This is a genomic window from Conexibacter sp. JCM 18997 (assembly GCF_055391915.1).
Map to the genome: position 1 here is coordinate 2,094,842 of NZ_AP043885.1, position 15,990 is coordinate 2,110,831.

Here is a 15,990-nt window from a genome sequence, read left to right on the forward strand (position 1 = left end):
GCCGCGGCTCACGTCAGCACGCAAACGGCTCCCGAATCTCGGCGACTCTCTCCCGGCCGACGCACCGCCGGGTGGCAGCGTGTGGGCTCATCGTCGGTGCGCTCCGTCGATCCAGTCCAGGGGTTCGGCCGTGACCATGAGTTGCAGCTCCGCGCTTCCGGCAGAGACGCCCGGGACCCCAGGGAAGCCCTCGAGCTTCCACAGCACGTCGCGGTTGTCGGGATGTCCGATGTCGAGAAGAAGTTCGGCGAGCAGGCAGCTTTCGGCGGGGCCGCCGAAACCTTCGAACTCGTCGGCGGCGTGGATGACGTAGCGCTCGTCGGGGGCGTGCATCCGATCGGCGGCCCAGTCGATCGAGGGGAGGTCGGAGTCGCGCAGCGCGCGATCAACGAATGGCCAGTAGGCGCGTCGCGGTGTCGACCGGTAGGAGTATGCCCTCGCTTGGATGGCCAGGGAGTTCGGCCCGGTCGCGTCGAGCGCGGTCAGGGCGCCCCTCACCTTGAGCTGGTTCAGCGAGTGCTGGCCGAAGTCGTCGCGGTCGGGCCCCGCCAGTTGGAGGGTGACGGCACGCGCCTGCAAGACGGCGGCGAAGATGAGGATTCCGAGGTCGCGCAATCCGGCTCGTTCGCCGCCAAGTCCGATGGAGTCGTAGTGCAGGTTGCCGCGGTGCATGCTGCCGTAGGAGGCGGCCGCTGTGAGCGAGGTGGTTCGGAGCTCGGCCGGCAGTTCGGGCACCGTCTCGGGCGTGAACAGAAGTTCATCCTCGTCGGGCACCGACGGCAGGAGACCGACGACAGGTGCGACGAACTCGGCCAGGTCCATCACCGTGAGCTCGCTCACTGATAGTCGGGCTGGTCTTGGGCGGGGTCAGCCCTGACCGCGTCTAGCCGAGGATCGGCGATGAGCTGGTCGATCACGGCGCTCGCGGCTCCGATTCCGGCGGGGTGCGGGTCCACGTCCTTGGCGACGCACCAGGCCCGGTCGGCTGGCCAGACGAACGCCGGCTCCCACTGATCGTGGCGATCAGAGAAGCCGTCGCCCCACTTGCCGACATCGGACAGCGGTCCGCGAAAGAGGAAGTAGCTGCGCATCGGATGCCGCTCGTCGTCGAACCACCGCCCAACGATCGTGACATCGTTCTCGCTCTGGCCCTCGTATGCGGGATCGGGCAGGAAACGCAGCCGCGCGTACGCCGGGAACCCGAGAGGGCCGAAGCTGACCAGCTGCCCCCACGGGATCCCGGACTCAACGATCCAGTCAGCAGGCGCGGTCGCCGGGCTGTACATGAGTGGCACAGCCCCGTTATACCTGTGCGCTTGGGACGGATCTTCTGGATCCGCTGCCCGCTTCATGGGACGGACACCGCTCCACCGCAACTCGCAGGTCACCGACTCGGACGACTTCGCGAACCATCCGTGTGTTGATCCGCACCACCCGCCTGCTCGATTGCGCAATTGGATCCCTGGATGAATCTCGAAGACCAGCACCAGTGGTGGAAGCAACGAGGCGGCCGTGGGCTGCGTGCCCTGCTCATGGAGCAGTGGGACCCCACCGGGGTCCGCGGGGCACCCGATGCGCAGAACGAGTACGACCGCTATGCCGCAGGCATCGTGGACTGCTTGCACGGTGGCGCCGATGCGGCCGCGATCGCTGAATACCTGTCGCGGGCGCAGGATCGGATGGGCCTGCCGGAGCCCCCCAGCGAGCTGGCAGCCGTCGCGACGTGCATCACCGCCTGGTACGCGGCAGCGATGCACGACTGAATCCACAATCGCGTCCGCGGTCGTCGTCGATACTCGGGTCGAGACCCGTCGCGCAACGCGCGCACACGGCGTCAAGACCGGCTCACGCGAACCGTGTCGACCCGCGCGCGCCGGCCGCGTGCAGTGCCTCCCGTAGGTGGAGCTCCTGGTCATCGGACAACGAGGTCGTGACGATCGCTCCCGGTGTCTGGATCGTCGCGAGGTCGCGTTCGTCGGGAGCCCGCCGGACCAGCAGCACCATCACCGCCGCGCCGGACGGCACGGTCACGGCGAACTCGTCGGGGAACTGGACGCCGAGGCCGACCTCGCTGAGGGCATCCGGGGCCAGGCCGGCGGCGGCGCCCACGACCTGGCTGAACACGGGGAGCAGGGAGATGAGCCCGATCAGGTCGCCCCATCGGGTGCCGCCGGGAGCCCGGATGCCGGCCAGGGAGGGTTGGTGCAGCTTCACCTTCCCGCCTGGCCGGCTCTCCACGATGACGCAGTCCTGCAGGTCGATCGCACGTCGCTTCTCGGGTCTGCCCAGGCTCGCGACGACGGCGCGTGCCGTGGGCAGGTCCTGATAGGCCACGGCGATCAGCTCGGCCATCGGGTCGCTCCGTCCGCCAGGTCAGGTCAGGCGGAGACCATCGGAGCGCTGCGGGTTCCGGCGGCGTCGAGGGCGGCGCGGAGCTGCTGCTCCTGATCGTCGGAGAGCGACGTCTGGATGATCGTGCCCGGGATCTTGATGTGCGGCACGATCTTGTCGGGAGACACCTGGCGGACGAGCAGGATCACCGCGGCGCCCTCGGTCGGCAGGTTCTCCCCGAGCTGCTTCATGAACTTGTCGTCCACGCCGGCGTCGCCCAGCGCGCCGGTGGCCGCACCCGCGGCGGCACCCAGCGCCATGCCGAACAGCGGCATCAGGAAGATCAGGCCGATGAGGCCGCCCCACAGCGCGCCTCCGGCCGCGCCGATGCCGGCCATCGACGGCTGGTGCAGCTTGACCTTGCCGTCCGGCTTGCGCTCGACGACGACGCAGTCGTCGAGCTCGAGGACGTGCTGCTTGATCGCGTCCCCGAGGTTGCCGACCACGTGCTGAGCGGTCGGCAGGTCGTCGTAGGCGATGGCGATGAGGTCGGCCATGTGCGGTCCCTTCGTTGGTTTGCGGTTGGTCCGTCGTTCACGTCTCGTCGCCGAAGGCGTGGACCGCGAGGCCGTAGATGATCAGGCCGTCGATCACCATCGCGGTCACCGTCCACAGCGGGTACGCGCCGATCGAGAAGAGCGCGACGGTCGCGTGGGCGCCGGCGAGCAGGATGCCCAGCACCACGCCGGTGGCCCGGCCCAGCAGGAGCAAGAGGCCGGTCGCCAGCTGCAGGGCGGCCAGGCAGAGGTAGACCACGCCCCAGGTCGTGAGATCTCCGAACAGCAGCTCATCGGCGCGGAGCAGGTCGTCCTTGGACAGGGCGGTGATGCCCCAGATCCCGTTCGCCAGCCCGGCCAGGATGAACATCACGGCGGCGAACACCCACCACCCACGCCCAGTGTGTTCGACCGAGCTCTCGGTCGGCTGGGCCCATCCAGCGGGAGCGTGCAACTGCTCGGTCATCGCGACGCCTTTCTGCGATCGGTCAGGTCCCCACCACTCTGCGCGTGCTCATGGGCCGCGGCAAACAGGCCCACTGGCGTGTCGAGGTGGGGCGCGCATCACCGAGCGACAACACACGTGCGCACACCCGGACCATCAGGAGGCCTGTCTCCTTTCCGCCGCCGGCAGGCGTCGCGACGGTGGCACCACCGGTTGCGAGAGGAGATGGCGTGAACAACCTCATTGCGGTGGCCTACGACGATCCGCACACGGCGAAGGACGTCCTGGGCACGCTGCGCGAGCTGAGCCTCGAGCGGGCCATCGTCCTCGACGACGCGGTGCTCGTCGAGCGCCATCTGGACGGCCGCATCGAGCTGTGCCAGACAGCGCGCCGAGCCGATCCGGCCGGCCTCGGGATCGACGACGAGTTCATGCGCCAGCTCGGCGAGGATCTCCAGCCGGGCACGGCCGCCGTCCTGATCCTCCTGGCCAACGCGCCGGCGGCCAAGGTGTTCCCGCCCATCAGTCCCTACGGCGGGCGCCTCATCCAGTCAGTCGGCGCATGACGGACAAGCGCGCGCCACGGGCGCCGAGCCTGCTCGACGCCCTGCTGCCGATCCTGGTGCTGATCGGCCTGATCGCCCTGACCATCGCGACGTTCGGCGTCAGCGCGACCGACGGGCCGCTGCAGGTCGCGCTGATGCTGAGCGCGGGCTTCGCCAGCCTGATGGCGCTGAAGAACGGCTACACCACGGCGGCGATCGCCAACGCGGCGATCGGGGGCGTCACCACCGCGGTCTCGGCCATCTTCATCCTGCTCGCGGTCGGCGCACTGATCGGCACCTGGAACATGGCCGGAACGATCCCCACGGTCGTCGACTGGGGCGTGCAGCTGCTCAACCCGAACGTCTTCTTCGTCGCCACCGCGGCGATCTGCGCGCTCGTCGGCATGGTCTGCGGAAGCTCGTGGACGACCGCGGGGACGCTCGGCGTCGCGTTCGTCGGGATGGCCAAGGTGATGGGCGTGTCGGAGGCGGCCGCCGCGGGAGCGGTCATCTGCGGCGCCTACTTCGGCGACAAGATGACGCCGCTGTCGGAGACGACGATCCTGGTCCCCCAGCTCGTCGGCCGCGGCCTGACCACGAGCCAGCACATCCGCAACATGTTCTGGACCGCCGGGCCCGCGCTGGGCATCAGCCTCCTGATCTTCCTGGTCCTGGGATTGTCGGCGAGCACCGACGCCGCCGTCCCCACCACCCAAGCGCTGGACGCGATCCGGGGTGCCTTCGACATCTCCGTGATCAACCTGGCGCCGCTGCTCCTGCTGGTGGTCTTCACCGTTCGCAAGGTCCCGCCGTTCCTGGCCATTCTCGGCTCGGCGCTGTTCGCCGGGATCCTGGCCTGCTTCACCCAGTGGACCGCGGTCCAAGCGTTCGTCGACGACCCGCAGCTCGGGGCGTTCGCCACCGGCGTGAAGGGCGTCTACGGCGCCATGGCCACCGGGTTCGTCAGCAAGAGCGGCATCGAGTCCGTCGACGCGCTCTTCTCGCGGGGCGGGATGGCCAGCCTGCTGACGACCGTGTGGCTGGTGCTGGCGGCCATGGCCTTCGCGTCGATCGTCGAGCATGCCGGCTTCCTGGAGCGGCTGCTGCGACCGGTCGTCGCGCGCGCCCGCTCGCGCGGCAGCCTGATCCTGTCGGTCAACGCGAGCGCGATCGGCCTGAACGTCACGGCGGGAGATCAGTACGTCGCCGACGTGCTGCCCGCCCGCATGTTCCGCCAGGAGTTCGAGGACCGCGGCCTGGCCCCCGAGGTGCTCAGCCGCGCGGTCGAGGACTCCGGCACGGTCACCTCGCCGCTGATCCCCTGGAACACGTGCGGGGCCTACATGTCAGGCGTGCTCGGCGTCTCGACGGCGGCCTACTTCCCCTACTGCTTCTTCAACCTGCTCAGCCCGATCCTCGACGTCGCGTTCGGCTACCTCGGCTTCAAGGTGCCGGCCGCGGCGGTGGACGGCGTCCAGGACGATCGCCAGCGCGGCGATAGCCAGGATGGCGACGAAGGTCGCGCGGTCGTTGCGCCACGTGTCGACGGCGAAGAACCCCAGGACGACCAGCGACACGCCGATGGCAGCGAGGGTGATGACCGGGCTCGCCCCCGTGTCGGCGCGGCGCCGCCAGCCCGCGATCCCGACCAGTACGAAGACGACGAGCGCGATCGCGCTGCCCACTGAGGCGATCGCGGAGAGGTCGACCAGGTTGGCCACGCACAGGATCGCCCCGCCGGTCAGGAGGAGCCCGACGGGCACCCGCCGGCCCAGCTGGCCCCCGAACAGGGCCGGGAACTGGCCGGCCACGGCGAGCGACCGGGTGAGGTTGCCCGACGCGTACAGGGTGGCGTTCAGCGACGACGCCGTGGCCAGGACCGCCGCCACAGCCATCATCGTGAAGCCGGCATCGCCGAGCGCCGGGCGCGCCGCCTCGGCGATCGCGGTCTCGCCGTAACCGATCACCTCGCTGGTCTGCAGCGTGCCGTAGACGCCGAGCGCGATCAGCACGTACAGGGCGGCGGTGATGCCGATCGCCGCGTACATCGCCCGGGGCAGACCTCGAGCGGGGTCGGCGAGGTCACCCACGGAGAAGCTGATGACGCTGAAGCCCAGGAAGGCGAAGAACGTGATGGCGACGCTGCTGACGATGTCCGACAGCGGCGGGTAGTCGGCGGGCGCCAGCAACGTCCAGTCCGCGTCGGTCAGCGTCACGACGATGAACACGGCGAACACCACGAGCTCCACGCACACGATCAGCGTCTGCACGCGATCGACGATGCGCGACCCGATCACGTTGATGCCCAGCGTCAGCAGGATCACCGCGGTGGTGAAGATGTTGTCCCAGGCGGCGCCGGCGTCGCTCCCGATGAACAGGGACGTCGCGTACCCGCCGAACGAGACGGCGACCATCGCCCCGACGATGACGATCGCTGCGATGTACCCGAGCCACGCGCCGATCCCCACCAGCCGGCCATTGCCGAACCCTTCCGTGAGGTAGGCGATCAGGCCGCCCGACGACGGAAAGCGCACGCCGAGCTTGACGACGGTGTAGCCGAGCAGCGCGGCCACGATCCCGGCCAGCGCGAAGGACAGCCAGACGGCCGCGCCCGCGATCGCCCCGGCCTCCCCCAGGAGCGCGAAGATCCCCGCTCCGACCATCGAGCCGACTCCCAGGAACGTCGCGCCGCGCACACTCATGACGCCGCGACGATGGCCCCAGCGACCACCCGCCCGCAAGGTGGCGCGCACGTCGTGTCGCGGGGGGCCTGCACGAGCGAACGCCGCCGGAGGTGTGCGCACCCGACCGGGGGTCGCGTACGCATCATTGCCAGCCACCGACCGCGTCGGGAGGTTTAGCCCATGGCGCAGACCATGGTCGATCACGGCGCGGCGCAACCGCCGGCCAGCGGCGGTCCGGTCGAGCCGACCAAGCGCAAGCTGCGGTTCCCCACCGCCTTCACCGTGCTCGCGGCCGTCCTGCTGCTGGTGTGGATCGCCTCGTTCTTCGTGCCGGCCGGCGCCTACGAGACCGACCCCGAGACCGGCGGCCCCGTGCCGGGGACCTACCACCGACTGGCCGCGTGCTCGTCGACGTCGGGGGACGAGCTGTGCGTCGAGACGCGCTTCGACCAGCGCCTCAAGCAGCTGTGGATCGCGACGCCCAACGGCCTGTACGGCGTCGAGAACGACCGCGGGTTCGTCGGCTCCGACGAGCAGGGCGTGCTGTACGGCTCGGCGATGATCTTCCTGTTCGTCCTGGCCGTCGGCGCGTTCATCACCGTGGCGATGAAGACCGGCGCCATCCAGACCGGCATCGGACGGCTGGCGCTGCGCTTCCGCCACAGCGGGTCACTGCTGATCGCGATCCTGATGGTCGTCTTCGCGTTGGGCGGGACGACCTACGGGATGTGGGAGGAGACGCTCGGGTTCTTCGTCCTGCTGGTGCCCCTGACGCTGGCCCTCGGCTACGACCGCATGGTGGGCGCCTCGATCATCTTCCTCGGGGCGGGCGCGGGGGTGCTGTGCTCGACGGTCAACCCGTTCGCGACCGGGGTCGCCTCCGACGCCGCGGGCATCAGCCTGGGCGACGGCATCGGCCTGCGCCTGGTCATGTGGGTCGTGATCGTGGCCATGGCCATCGCCTTCGTCCTGCGCTACGCCCATCGGGTGCGCGCCGACCCGACGCGGTCGGTGGTCGGCGTCTCGCCCGCCGACGCGCAGGAGGCACGCGGACTCATCGAGGACGTCCCGCGCCTGACCGGCCGCCAGAAGCTCGTGCTGGTCGTCTTCGCCGGCTCCTTCCTGGTGATGATCTATGGCTTCATCCCCTGGAACGACCTGTGGCAGGAGGGCTGGGGGCGCGACTTCCCGCTGCCGACGTTCGCCTCGTTCTACTTCCCGGAGGCCGCCGCGCTGTTCTTCATCGGGGCGATCGTCATCGGCCTGATCGCGCGCCTGGGCGAGAAGGGCACCGTCGACACGATCATCGCCGGCGCGTCGGACTTCCTGGCCGCGGCGCTGATCATCGTCCTGGCCCGCGGGATCACCGTCGTCATGAAGAACACCTACATGACCGACACCGTCCTGCACTGGATGGAGAACGCTGTCTCGGGCACCTCACAGGGGGTGTTCGGCGTCCTGACGCTGGCCATCAACCTGCCGATCGCGTTCCTCGTCCCGTCCTCCTCCGGGCACGCGGCGCTGGTCATGCCGATCCTCGCGCCGCTGTCGGACTTCGCCGGCGTGTCCCGGGCGGTGACCGTCACCGCGTACCAGTCCGCCTCCGGCCTGGTGAACCTCATCACCCCGACATCCGCCGTGATCATGGGCGGCCTGGCCCTGTCGAAGGTGGGCTACGACCGCTACCTGAAGTTCGTCTGGCCGTTCGTCGCGGCCGTGTTCGTCGTCGTCTGCCTCTTCATCGCCGCCGCCGCGGCACTCAGCTGACCGACCCAGGAGCAGAAGCATGGCCACCACCTCCACCACCACCGCAGGTCTCGGCGTCGGCTCCGAGGTCGGGACGTTGCGCAGCGTGATCGTCCACCGTCCCGATCTGGCCCACGAGCGGCTGTCCCCCACGAACTGCCACGAGCTGCTGTTCGACGACGTGATCTGGGTGCGGCGGGCGCGCCAGGAGTCCGACGCGTTCGTCGACCTGATGCGGGAGCGCGGCGTCGAGGTGCTCCTGTTCCACGACCTCCTGGCCGAGACCATGGCCGAGCCGGACGGCCGGGCGTGGCTGCTGGCGCGCAAGCTGCGCCCCGAGGAGGTCACGACGATCTTCTCGCGCGAGCTCACCTCCTGGATGACCGAGATGCCGGCCGACGAGCTGGCCACCCGGCTGACCGGCGGCGTGACGTTGGCCGAGCTCCCCGCCGACATCGTGGCCGCGGTGGGCCGGGCGCTGCGGCCGACGGACTTCGTCATCCAGCCGCTGCCCAACACGCTGTTCATGCGCGACACCAGCGCCTGGATCTACGGCGGCGTCTCGATCAACTCGATGTTCTGGCCGGCCCGTCAGCAGGAGACGCTGAACCTCGAGGCCGTCTACCGCTTCCACCCGCGCTTCCGCGACGCGGGCTTCGAGATCTGGTTCGGCGGCCACGACCACGACTGGGGCACGGCGACGCTCGAGGGCGGCGACATCATGCCGATCGGCGACGGCGTCGTGCTCGTCGGCCAGGGCGAGCGGTCCAACGCACGCGCCACGAGCATCCTGGCCCAGAACCTGTTCGCCGCGGGCGCGGCGCGCCTGGTCATCGGGGCGCAGATGCCGCGCGGTCGCGCGGCGATGCACCTCGACACGGTCTTCACGTTCTGCGATCGCACCGTGGCCACGCTGTACGAGCCCGTCGTCTCGCAGATCGTGCCGATCCTGCTGCGCCCCGACGGTGACGGCGGCGTGGCCGGCGAGGTCTCCGAGCGCTCGTTCCTGGACGAGGTCCGCGACGCGCTCGGCGTGCAGGACCTGCGCCTGGTGCCGACCGGGGGCGACGAGTTCGAGGCCGAACGCAACCAGTGGGACGACGGCAACAACGTCGTCGCGCTGGCCCCCGGGACGGTCGTCGCCTACGAACGCAACGAGGCGACGAACACCAAGCTCTCCGCCGCCGGCGTCGAGGTCCTGGCCATCGCCGGCCAGGAGCTCGGCCGCGGACGCGGCGGCGGTCACTGCATGACCTGCCCCATCTCCCGCGACGCCTGAGAGGACCCGATGAGCACCGCAACCGAGACCAACGCGATCGCCGCCGGCCTGCGCGGACGCCACTTCCTGACCTTCGCGGACTACAGCGCCGACGAGATCCGCTACCTGATCGACCTCGCGGCGCAGCTCAAGGCGGCCAAGGCCGAGGGACGCGAGGTCCCGCGCCTGGTCGGCCGGGAGATCGCGCTGATCTTCGAGAAGGACTCGACGCGGACGCGCTGCGCGTTCGAGGTCGCCGCCTACGACCAGGGCGCGCACGTGACGTTCATCGGGCCCAGCGGCTCGCACATGGGGCACAAGGAGTCGGTCAAGGACACCGCCCGCGTGCTCGGCCGCATGTACGACGCGATCGAGTACCGCGGCTTCGGCGAGGCGGTGGCCGACGAGCTCGCGCAGTGGGCGGGCGTGCCCGTCTACAACGGCCTGACCGACGAGTGGCACCCGACGCAGATGTTGGCCGACTTCCTGACGATGCGCGAGCACGTCGGCAAGCCGCTGGAGGAGATCGCCTTCTGCTACCTCGGCGACGCGCGGTTCAACATGGCCGACAGCTACCTGATCGCGGGCGCGAAGCTCGGGATGGACGTGCGGATCGCCGCGCCGGCGTCTCTGTGGCCGACCGCGGAGCTGGTCTCGGAAGCGCGCGCGCTGGCGTCGGCCACCGGGGGCGCCATCACGATCACCGACGACCTCGCGCAGGCCGTGTCGGGCTGCGACGTGCTGGCCACGGACGTGTGGGTCTCGATGGGCGAGTCCGACGAGGTCTGGGCCGAGCGGATCGCGCTGCTGACCCCCTACCAGGTCAACGCGCAGGCGATGGCGCTGACCGGCAACCCGGACGTCAAGTTCATGCACTGCCTGCCCGCGTTCCACAACACCGACACGGAGGTCGGCCGGGAGATCTTCGCCAAGTACGGGCTGTCCGCGCTGGAGGTCACCGAGGACGTGTTCGAGTCGCCCGCGTCGATCGTGTTCGACGAGGCGGCCAACCGCATGCACACGATCAAGGCCGTCATGGTCGCGACGCTGGGGCGCTGAGCCGTGCGTGTCGTCGTCGCTCTGGGAGGCAACGCGCTGCTGCGCCGCGGCCAGGAGCTGTCAGCCGCCAACCAGCGCGCCAACGCGCGAGCGGCCTGCCGGGCGCTCGCGCCGGTGGCCCTGGACCACGAGCTCGTAGTCGCCCACGGCAACGGGCCGCAGGTGGGCCTGTTGGCATTGCAGGGCTCGGCGTACACCGCGGTCGAGACCTACCCGCTGGACGTCCTCGGGGCCCAGACCGAGGGGATGATCGGCTACATGCTCGAGCAGGAGCTCGGCAACGAGCTGCCGTTCGACCGGCACCTGGCGACGCTGCTGACGATGATCGAGGTGGACCCCGACGATCCGGCCTTCGACCACCCGACCAAGCCGATCGGCCCGCTGTACCCGGCCGAGACCGCAGCCGAGCTGGAGCGCGACCGGGGCTGGACGTTCGTTCCCGACGGGGACCGCCTGCGCCGCGCCGTGCCCTCACCCGATCCCCGGCGGATCTTCGGCGTGCCCGTGATCCGCATGCTGCTGGAGCAGGGCGTGATCGTGATCTGCGCCGGCGGCGGAGGCATCCCGACGCGGTACGCCGACGCCCAGCGCGCACCGGCAGGACGCCGCCTGCAGGGCATCGAGGCCGTCATCGACAAGGACATGGCCAGCGCTCTGCTGGCCATCGAGCTGGGCGCCGACGCCCTGGTGATCGTCACCGACGTCGACGCCGTCTACCGCGGATGGGGCACGCCGGACCAGGAGGCGATCCGCTCGACGACGCCGGCCGAGCTGACCGCGTCGGACTTCGCGGCCGGATCGATGGGGCCAAAGGTCCGGGCGGCCGCCTGGTTCGTGCAGCGCACCGGTGGCTTCGCCGCGATCGGATCCATCCACGACACCCCGGCGCTGTTGCGCGGAGAGGCGGGCACGCGCGTCGCGCCCGCCGCCGTCCCGGCCGGCGAACCAGCCTGAGGAGACGTCATGGCCACCACCGTCGCACCGCCGCCCACCGAACCCACGACCGCACCGGCCTGGCACGCGCTGTCGCGGGCCGAGGCCGTCGAGGAGCTGCAGGTCGTCCCCGCCCGTGGCCTGACCAGTGCCGAGGCGGCCGAGCGGACGGCCCGCTACGGGCCCAACCGGTTCGCCGAGGCGCGGGCGGAGTCGCGCTGGCACGCGTTCGTGCGCCAGTACCAGGACCCGATGCAGATCGTGCTTCTGGCCGCCGGCATCATCTCGATCTACCCGGTCAAGCAGACCGGGACCGGCATCGTGATCCTGCTGCTGACGCTGCTCAACGCGGCGCTCGGGCTCAGTCAGGAGGGCAAGGCCGCGGCGGCGGTGGCCGCGCTGGCCAAGATGATGATCGTCAAGGCGCGCGTGCGCCGCGACGGGGCGCTGACGCAGCTGCCGGCCGAGCAGCTCGTGCCCGGCGACGTGGTGGCGATCGAGGCGGGCGACGTCGTCCCGGCGGACGGCCGGCTGCTGGCCAGCGCGACCCTGGAGGTCGCGGAGGCCGCGCTGACCGGCGAGAGCCTGCCCGTGAGCAAGGGAATCGACCCGGTCGACGAACCCGATGCCGCGCTGGGCGACCGCATCGACATGGTCTACATGAACACGAACGTGACCCGGGGCACCGGCGAGTTCGTCGTCACGGCGACCGGCATGGCCACCGAGGTCGGGCACATCTCCGGCATGCTCCAGCACGCCGACGAGAGCAAGTCGCCGCTGACGGTCCAGCTCGAGCAGCTGACCAAGCAGCTGGTCACGATCGCCGGCCTGGCGCTCGTCGCGTCCGTCCTGTTGAACATGGCCCGCGACCAGTCGTTCACGGCGGTCTTCACCGCCGCCGTCGCGTTCGCGATCGCCGCGATCCCGACCGGCCTGCCCGCCGTCGTGACGACGATCCTCTCCCGCGGAACGCGTCTGCTGGCCGAGGCCAGCGCGATCGTCAAGCGACTGCGCTCGACGGAGACGCTCGGCGCGACCTCGGCGATCTGCTCCGACAAGACCGGAACGCTGACCCTCAACCAGATGACCGCGGTCGAGCTGACGGTGCCGGGCCGGCGCTACTCGATCTCCGGGAGCGGCTACTCCGCCGAAGGCCAGATCCGCCACGTCGCCGGTGAGCCCGACATCCCGCTGGAGGCGTTCCTGTTCCCGATGGCGCTGGCCTGCGACGCCGTGGTCACCGACGACGGCGAGATGATCGGCGACCCGACCGAGGGCGCGCTCGTCGTCCTGGCCGCCAAGGGCGGGCTCGACATCGCCGCGACGCGCGAGCGCTATCCACGCGTGGCCGAGCTCCCCTTCGACACCGCTTACAAGCTGATGGCCACGTTCCACGAGTTCGAGGACGAAGCAGGGCGGCGCGTCATCCGCAGCTTCGTCAAGGGCGCGCCCGACCAGCTCCTGGCCCGCGCCGCGCGGCGCCTCTCGCCCGATCTGGTCGACGAGCCGGTGGACGAGGCGTTCCGTGAGCGCTACCTGGCCGAGAACGAACGGCTGGCCTCCCAGGGTCTGCGCGTGATGGCCACGGCGCGCAAGGACTTCGACGCGGCCACGTTCGACCCGTCCGCAGACCTGCTGGCGCTGACCGACGGGCTGACCGTCCTGTCGCTCGTCGGAATCGTGGATCCGCCCCGCCCAGCGGCCAAGACCGCCATCGCCACGGCGCGGGCCGCCGGCATCCAGGTGCGGATGATCACCGGTGACCACGCGATCACCGCACAGGCGATCGCCCGCGACCTCGGCATCCCCGGTCGAGCGATCTCCGGAGCGCAGTTCGCCGATCTCAGCGACGCGCAGGCCGACGAGCAGATCGACGAGATCGGGGTGATCGCGCGGGTCACGCCGGAGCAGAAGGTCCGCCTCGTCGACATCCTCAAGCGTCGCGGCCACGTCGTCGCGATGACCGGGGACGGCGTCAACGACGCGCCGGCGCTCAAGCGGGCGGACATCGGCATCGCCATGGGGATCACCGGCACCGAGGTCTCCAAGGAGGCCGCCGCGATGATCCTCACCGACGACAACTTCGCCACGATCGTCAAGGCGGTCGAGATCGGTCGCGGGCTGTACGACAACCTCGTCAAGTACATCCGCTTCCAGATGGGCGTGCTGGCCGGGCTGATCGCCACGTTCCTCGGCGCGAGCATCCTGAACATCGTCGGCGGCATGCCGTTCCTGCCGCTGCAGACGCTGTGGGTCAACTTCACCACCCAGGTGTTCCAGTCGATCGGCCTCGGGTACGGCGACCCCGCCACCGACGTCATGGGCCGCCGTCCGCGCAAGCCCAAGGCGCCGATCCTCACCCGCCGTGACGTCGGCTGGTTCGCCACCGCGGGCCTGGTCATGGCGATCGCCACGCTGGCCGTGATCGCCGGCGTGCAGCACGCCCACAGCGACGAGCTGGCCCGCACGATGGGGCTGTCGACCTTCGCGATCGCCAACCTCGTGTTCTCCTTCACCGCGCTGGACGCCACGCGCTCGGTGTTCAGCCTGCAGACGTTCTCCGACCGGCGGTTCGTTCTGACCTCGCTGATGTCGGTGGCCGCGATCGTGTTCGCCACCGAGCTGAGCTTCTTCCAGCGGATCCTGGCCACCGAGCCCCTCACCGGCAACCAGTGGCTGATCTGCATCGGCGCCGGGGCCAGCGTCCTGGTGGTCTCCGAGCTCTGGAAGGTCGTGCTCCGGCGGCGCAAGCCCGCGTCCGCGAACGCGGCGACGGACGTGGTCGCATGAACCGCTGGCTCTCGATCCCGGCGATTGCGGCGGTGACGATGGCGCTCAGCGCGTGCGGCAGCTCGCAACCGGGCTACTGCGGCGACCGCGAGAGCCTGAGCGACTCCGTCGACCAGCTGTCCGACGTCGACGTGCGGGCCAATGGGCTGGCCGAGCTGCGCGACCAGCTGCAGACGATCAAGGCCAACGCGCAGACTGTGGTCACATCGGCCCGGGGCGACTTCCCCGAGGAGACCGCCGCGATCCGCACGTCGGTCGATCGCCTGTCGACCGCGGTCGAGGCGGTCTCCTCGTCGCCCACCCCGGCCGAGGTGGCGAGCATCGGCACCGCGGGCGCGTCCACCGTGCAGGCGGTCAAGGCGTTCGTCGACGCGACGTCGGACCGGTGCTGAACCGCGGCGCGGCCAGCTGAAGTGCCGCGTACAGCGAGATCCCACACAGGATGCCCAGCGCGATCGCGACGATCGCTCCGACCGGCAGGATGATGTCGTCCAGGCCCGCCGAGGCGGGATCGCCGAACATCGTGGTCACGCCGGCCAGGCCGAGCGTGCCGGGCACCAGCAGCCAGAACGCGGGCAGGAACGTCACCTGCGCCGGTGGTCCGCCACTGGCGGCGATCAGCAGCGCCAGCGGCGTCATGAGCAGCGCCCCGAAGAAGCCGCTCACGCCCGGGCCGGCGACGGCCTGGCCCGCGACCTGGCCGAACCACGCCACCACCAGGACCAGGAGCAGCCAGATCACGGCGTTCCGAGGGGCGCAGAAGTGCACGGCCACGCCCAGGCCGAAGAGCACGACCCCGACCCAGGGCGCCCACGCCCCGAGCACGGCGGTCGGATGATCGGGCACGGCGGTCACACCGGGAAGACCGACGAGCTCGGCCCCGGCGACGATCCCGAAGGCCAGCAGCGCGAGCTGGACCGTGCCCGAGACGAGCCGGCTCGCGCCCGCGATCATCTCGCCCGAGGCGAGCTCGATCGTCGCCGTGGTCAGCGCGGCCCCCGGGAGGAAGGTGACCAGCGGCGCGATCAGGACGCGCAACCCAGGCTCCGCCCAGCCGTGCGCCACCGCTTCGAAGGCGATCACCGAGACGAGCGTCGCGCAGGCGACGGGAATCAGCACCGTCAGCGGCCCATGCCCGGCGCCCAGCACGACGATGAGGCCGATGACGGCGCCCAGCCCGCAGCCGATCGCCAGGTCGGTCAGCCCGGCGCGCAGCAACAGACACAACGCGACGGTCATCAGCGTGTAGGCCAGGACGCGGGACACCACCCCGTGGCTGGCAGGCATCGAGCGGATCCGCCGCAGCTCGTCCAGCCCGGCAGCCGGCGCGATCTGCCCCCGCTCGGCCGCCTGGACGACGGCGTACAGCGCCGCCACCTGGTCCAGCCGCCACGGGCCGGCCGGGCCCGCGACAGCCTCGATGGCCGGCCCGTCGCCGGGCCCCGCGCTGACGATCATCGTCGTGGGCAGCACCACGATGCGCGCCTCGCGCGCCCCGTAGGCGGCGGCGATCCGGGCCAGGCGTTCCTGCGTCTCGCTGACCGCCGCGCCGGCCAGGGTCAGCGCACGCGCCAGCTGGAGCAGGAACGCGCGCAGCTCGATCGCTTCGGTCGCGGTTCCGGGCAAGAGCCGACCGTCCCAG

Annotated in this window: 15 protein-coding genes and 1 pseudogene; 9 read left to right on the forward strand and 7 right to left on the reverse strand. The window is 70.7% G+C overall.

The annotated features are described in order from the left end of the window. Nucleotides 1–87: 87 nt before the first annotated feature. Together ACZ5UI_RS10835 and ACZ5UI_RS10840 are read right to left on the reverse strand one after the other, a co-directional pair. Nucleotides 88–840: a hypothetical protein gene (locus ACZ5UI_RS10835; protein WP_464197119.1), complete on the reverse strand. Its 753-nt coding sequence runs from the start codon at nucleotides 838–840 to the stop codon at nucleotides 88–90. Next, nucleotides 837–1,286: a hypothetical protein gene (locus ACZ5UI_RS10840; RefSeq protein WP_464197121.1), complete on the reverse strand. Its 450-nt coding sequence runs from the start codon at nucleotides 1,284–1,286 to the stop codon at nucleotides 837–839. Before ACZ5UI_RS10840 ends, ACZ5UI_RS10835 begins: the two co-directional genes overlap by 4 nt. A gap of 180 nt (nucleotides 1,287–1,466) precedes the next feature. On the opposite strand from ACZ5UI_RS10840, the gene ACZ5UI_RS10845 reads away from it, so the two are divergent. Continuing rightward, entirely contained in the window at nucleotides 1,467–1,763 is a 297-nt protein-coding gene (locus ACZ5UI_RS10845; RefSeq protein WP_464197123.1) for a hypothetical protein, read from the forward strand. 82 nt (nucleotides 1,764–1,845) lie between these two features. Here ACZ5UI_RS10845 and ACZ5UI_RS10850 read toward each other — a convergent pair whose 3' ends face one another. From ACZ5UI_RS10850 to ACZ5UI_RS10860, 3 genes are read right to left on the reverse strand one after another with little or no spacing between them, the layout of a single operon-like run. Then, on the reverse strand, nucleotides 1,846–2,352 hold the full coding sequence (locus ACZ5UI_RS10850) for a DUF1269 domain-containing protein (RefSeq protein ID WP_464197125.1): 507 nt from the start codon (nucleotides 2,350–2,352) through the stop codon (nucleotides 1,846–1,848). A gap of 26 nt (nucleotides 2,353–2,378) precedes the next feature. Continuing rightward, nucleotides 2,379–2,888: a DUF1269 domain-containing protein gene (locus tag ACZ5UI_RS10855; RefSeq protein ID WP_464197127.1), complete on the reverse strand. Its 510-nt coding sequence runs from the start codon at nucleotides 2,886–2,888 to the stop codon at nucleotides 2,379–2,381. A gap of 37 nt (nucleotides 2,889–2,925) precedes the next feature. Next, complete coding sequence (locus ACZ5UI_RS10860) at nucleotides 2,926–3,354, reverse strand: DUF7144 family membrane protein (RefSeq protein ID WP_464197129.1); 429 nt, start codon at nucleotides 3,352–3,354, stop codon at nucleotides 2,926–2,928. A gap of 209 nt (nucleotides 3,355–3,563) precedes the next feature. On the opposite strand from ACZ5UI_RS10860, the gene ACZ5UI_RS10865 reads away from it, so the two are divergent. Beyond that, nucleotides 3,564–3,899, forward strand: a complete 336-nt coding sequence (locus ACZ5UI_RS10865; protein ID WP_464197131.1) for a DUF1269 domain-containing protein — start codon at nucleotides 3,564–3,566, stop codon at nucleotides 3,897–3,899. Further along, the gene (locus tag ACZ5UI_RS10870; protein WP_464197133.1) at nucleotides 3,896–5,566 is read left to right on the forward strand and encodes a Na+/H+ antiporter NhaC family protein; all 1,671 of its coding nucleotides are present in this window, start codon (nucleotides 3,896–3,898) and stop codon (nucleotides 5,564–5,566) included. The genes ACZ5UI_RS10865 and ACZ5UI_RS10870 overlap by 4 nt, the downstream gene beginning before the upstream one ends. Here the strand turns inward: ACZ5UI_RS10870 and ACZ5UI_RS10875 are convergent. Continuing rightward, nucleotides 5,486–6,580: pseudogene (locus ACZ5UI_RS10875) on the reverse strand (APC family permease); the annotation flags it as partial. The gene ACZ5UI_RS10870 and the pseudogene ACZ5UI_RS10875 overlap by 81 nt on opposite strands. Nucleotides 6,581–6,742: 162 nt before the next feature. Here ACZ5UI_RS10875 and ACZ5UI_RS10880 point away from each other — a divergent pair. The 6 genes from ACZ5UI_RS10880 to ACZ5UI_RS10905 are packed head-to-tail and all read left to right on the forward strand — an operon-like array spanning nucleotide 6,743 to nucleotide 14,740. Then, complete coding sequence (locus ACZ5UI_RS10880) at nucleotides 6,743–8,329, forward strand: YfcC family protein (RefSeq protein WP_464197135.1); 1,587 nt, start codon at nucleotides 6,743–6,745, stop codon at nucleotides 8,327–8,329. 19 nt (nucleotides 8,330–8,348) lie between these two features. Beyond that, a complete protein-coding gene (locus ACZ5UI_RS10885; protein ID WP_464197137.1) occupies nucleotides 8,349–9,587 on the forward strand; it encodes an arginine deiminase in 1,239 nt (412 codons plus the stop codon). A gap of 36 nt (nucleotides 9,588–9,623) precedes the next feature. After that, a complete protein-coding gene (gene argF / locus ACZ5UI_RS10890; RefSeq protein ID WP_464197806.1) occupies nucleotides 9,624–10,625 on the forward strand; it encodes an ornithine carbamoyltransferase in 1,002 nt (333 codons plus the stop codon). 3 nt (nucleotides 10,626–10,628) lie between these two features. After that, a complete protein-coding gene (gene arcC, locus ACZ5UI_RS10895; protein ID WP_464197139.1) occupies nucleotides 10,629–11,579 on the forward strand; it encodes a carbamate kinase in 951 nt (316 codons plus the stop codon). 9 nt (nucleotides 11,580–11,588) lie between these two features. Then, nucleotides 11,589–14,348 (forward strand): cation-translocating P-type ATPase, encoded by a 2,760-nt coding sequence (locus tag ACZ5UI_RS10900; RefSeq protein WP_464197141.1) that lies wholly within the window; start codon nucleotides 11,589–11,591, stop codon nucleotides 14,346–14,348. After that, the gene (locus tag ACZ5UI_RS10905; protein WP_464197143.1) at nucleotides 14,345–14,740 is read left to right on the forward strand and encodes a hypothetical protein; all 396 of its coding nucleotides are present in this window, start codon (nucleotides 14,345–14,347) and stop codon (nucleotides 14,738–14,740) included. Before ACZ5UI_RS10900 ends, ACZ5UI_RS10905 begins: the two co-directional genes overlap by 4 nt. Here the strand turns inward: ACZ5UI_RS10905 and ACZ5UI_RS10910 are convergent. After that, nucleotides 14,703–15,974, reverse strand: coding sequence for a threonine/serine exporter family protein (locus ACZ5UI_RS10910; RefSeq protein ID WP_464197145.1), 1,272 nt, complete (start codon nucleotides 15,972–15,974; stop codon nucleotides 14,703–14,705). The genes ACZ5UI_RS10905 and ACZ5UI_RS10910 overlap by 38 nt on opposite strands. Nucleotides 15,975–15,990 lie beyond the last annotated feature (16 nt).

Excerpts from the sequence above, each read along its gene's own strand:
- ACZ5UI_RS10900 (WP_464197141.1), top strand. The coding sequence starts at position 11,589 with ATGGCCACCACCGTCGCACCGCCGCCCACCGAACCCACGACCGCACCG.
- ACZ5UI_RS10880 (WP_464197135.1), top strand. The coding sequence starts at position 6,743 with ATGGCGCAGACCATGGTCGATCACGGCGCGGCGCAACCGCCGGCCAGC.
- ACZ5UI_RS10885 (WP_464197137.1), top strand. The coding sequence starts at position 8,349 with ATGGCCACCACCTCCACCACCACCGCAGGTCTCGGCGTCGGCTCCGAG.
- ACZ5UI_RS10870 (WP_464197133.1), top strand. The coding sequence starts at position 3,896 with ATGACGGACAAGCGCGCGCCACGGGCGCCGAGCCTGCTCGACGCCCTG.
- ACZ5UI_RS10860 (WP_464197129.1), bottom strand. The coding sequence starts at position 3,354 with ATGACCGAGCAGTTGCACGCTCCCGCTGGATGGGCCCAGCCGACCGAG.
- ACZ5UI_RS10855 (WP_464197127.1), bottom strand. The coding sequence starts at position 2,888 with ATGGCCGACCTCATCGCCATCGCCTACGACGACCTGCCGACCGCTCAG.
- ACZ5UI_RS10840 (WP_464197121.1), bottom strand. The coding sequence starts at position 1,286 with ATGTACAGCCCGGCGACCGCGCCTGCTGACTGGATCGTTGAGTCCGGG.
- ACZ5UI_RS10845 (WP_464197123.1), top strand. The coding sequence starts at position 1,467 with ATGAATCTCGAAGACCAGCACCAGTGGTGGAAGCAACGAGGCGGCCGT.
- ACZ5UI_RS10850 (WP_464197125.1), bottom strand. The coding sequence starts at position 2,352 with ATGGCCGAGCTGATCGCCGTGGCCTATCAGGACCTGCCCACGGCACGC.
- ACZ5UI_RS10905 (WP_464197143.1), top strand. The coding sequence starts at position 14,345 with ATGAACCGCTGGCTCTCGATCCCGGCGATTGCGGCGGTGACGATGGCG.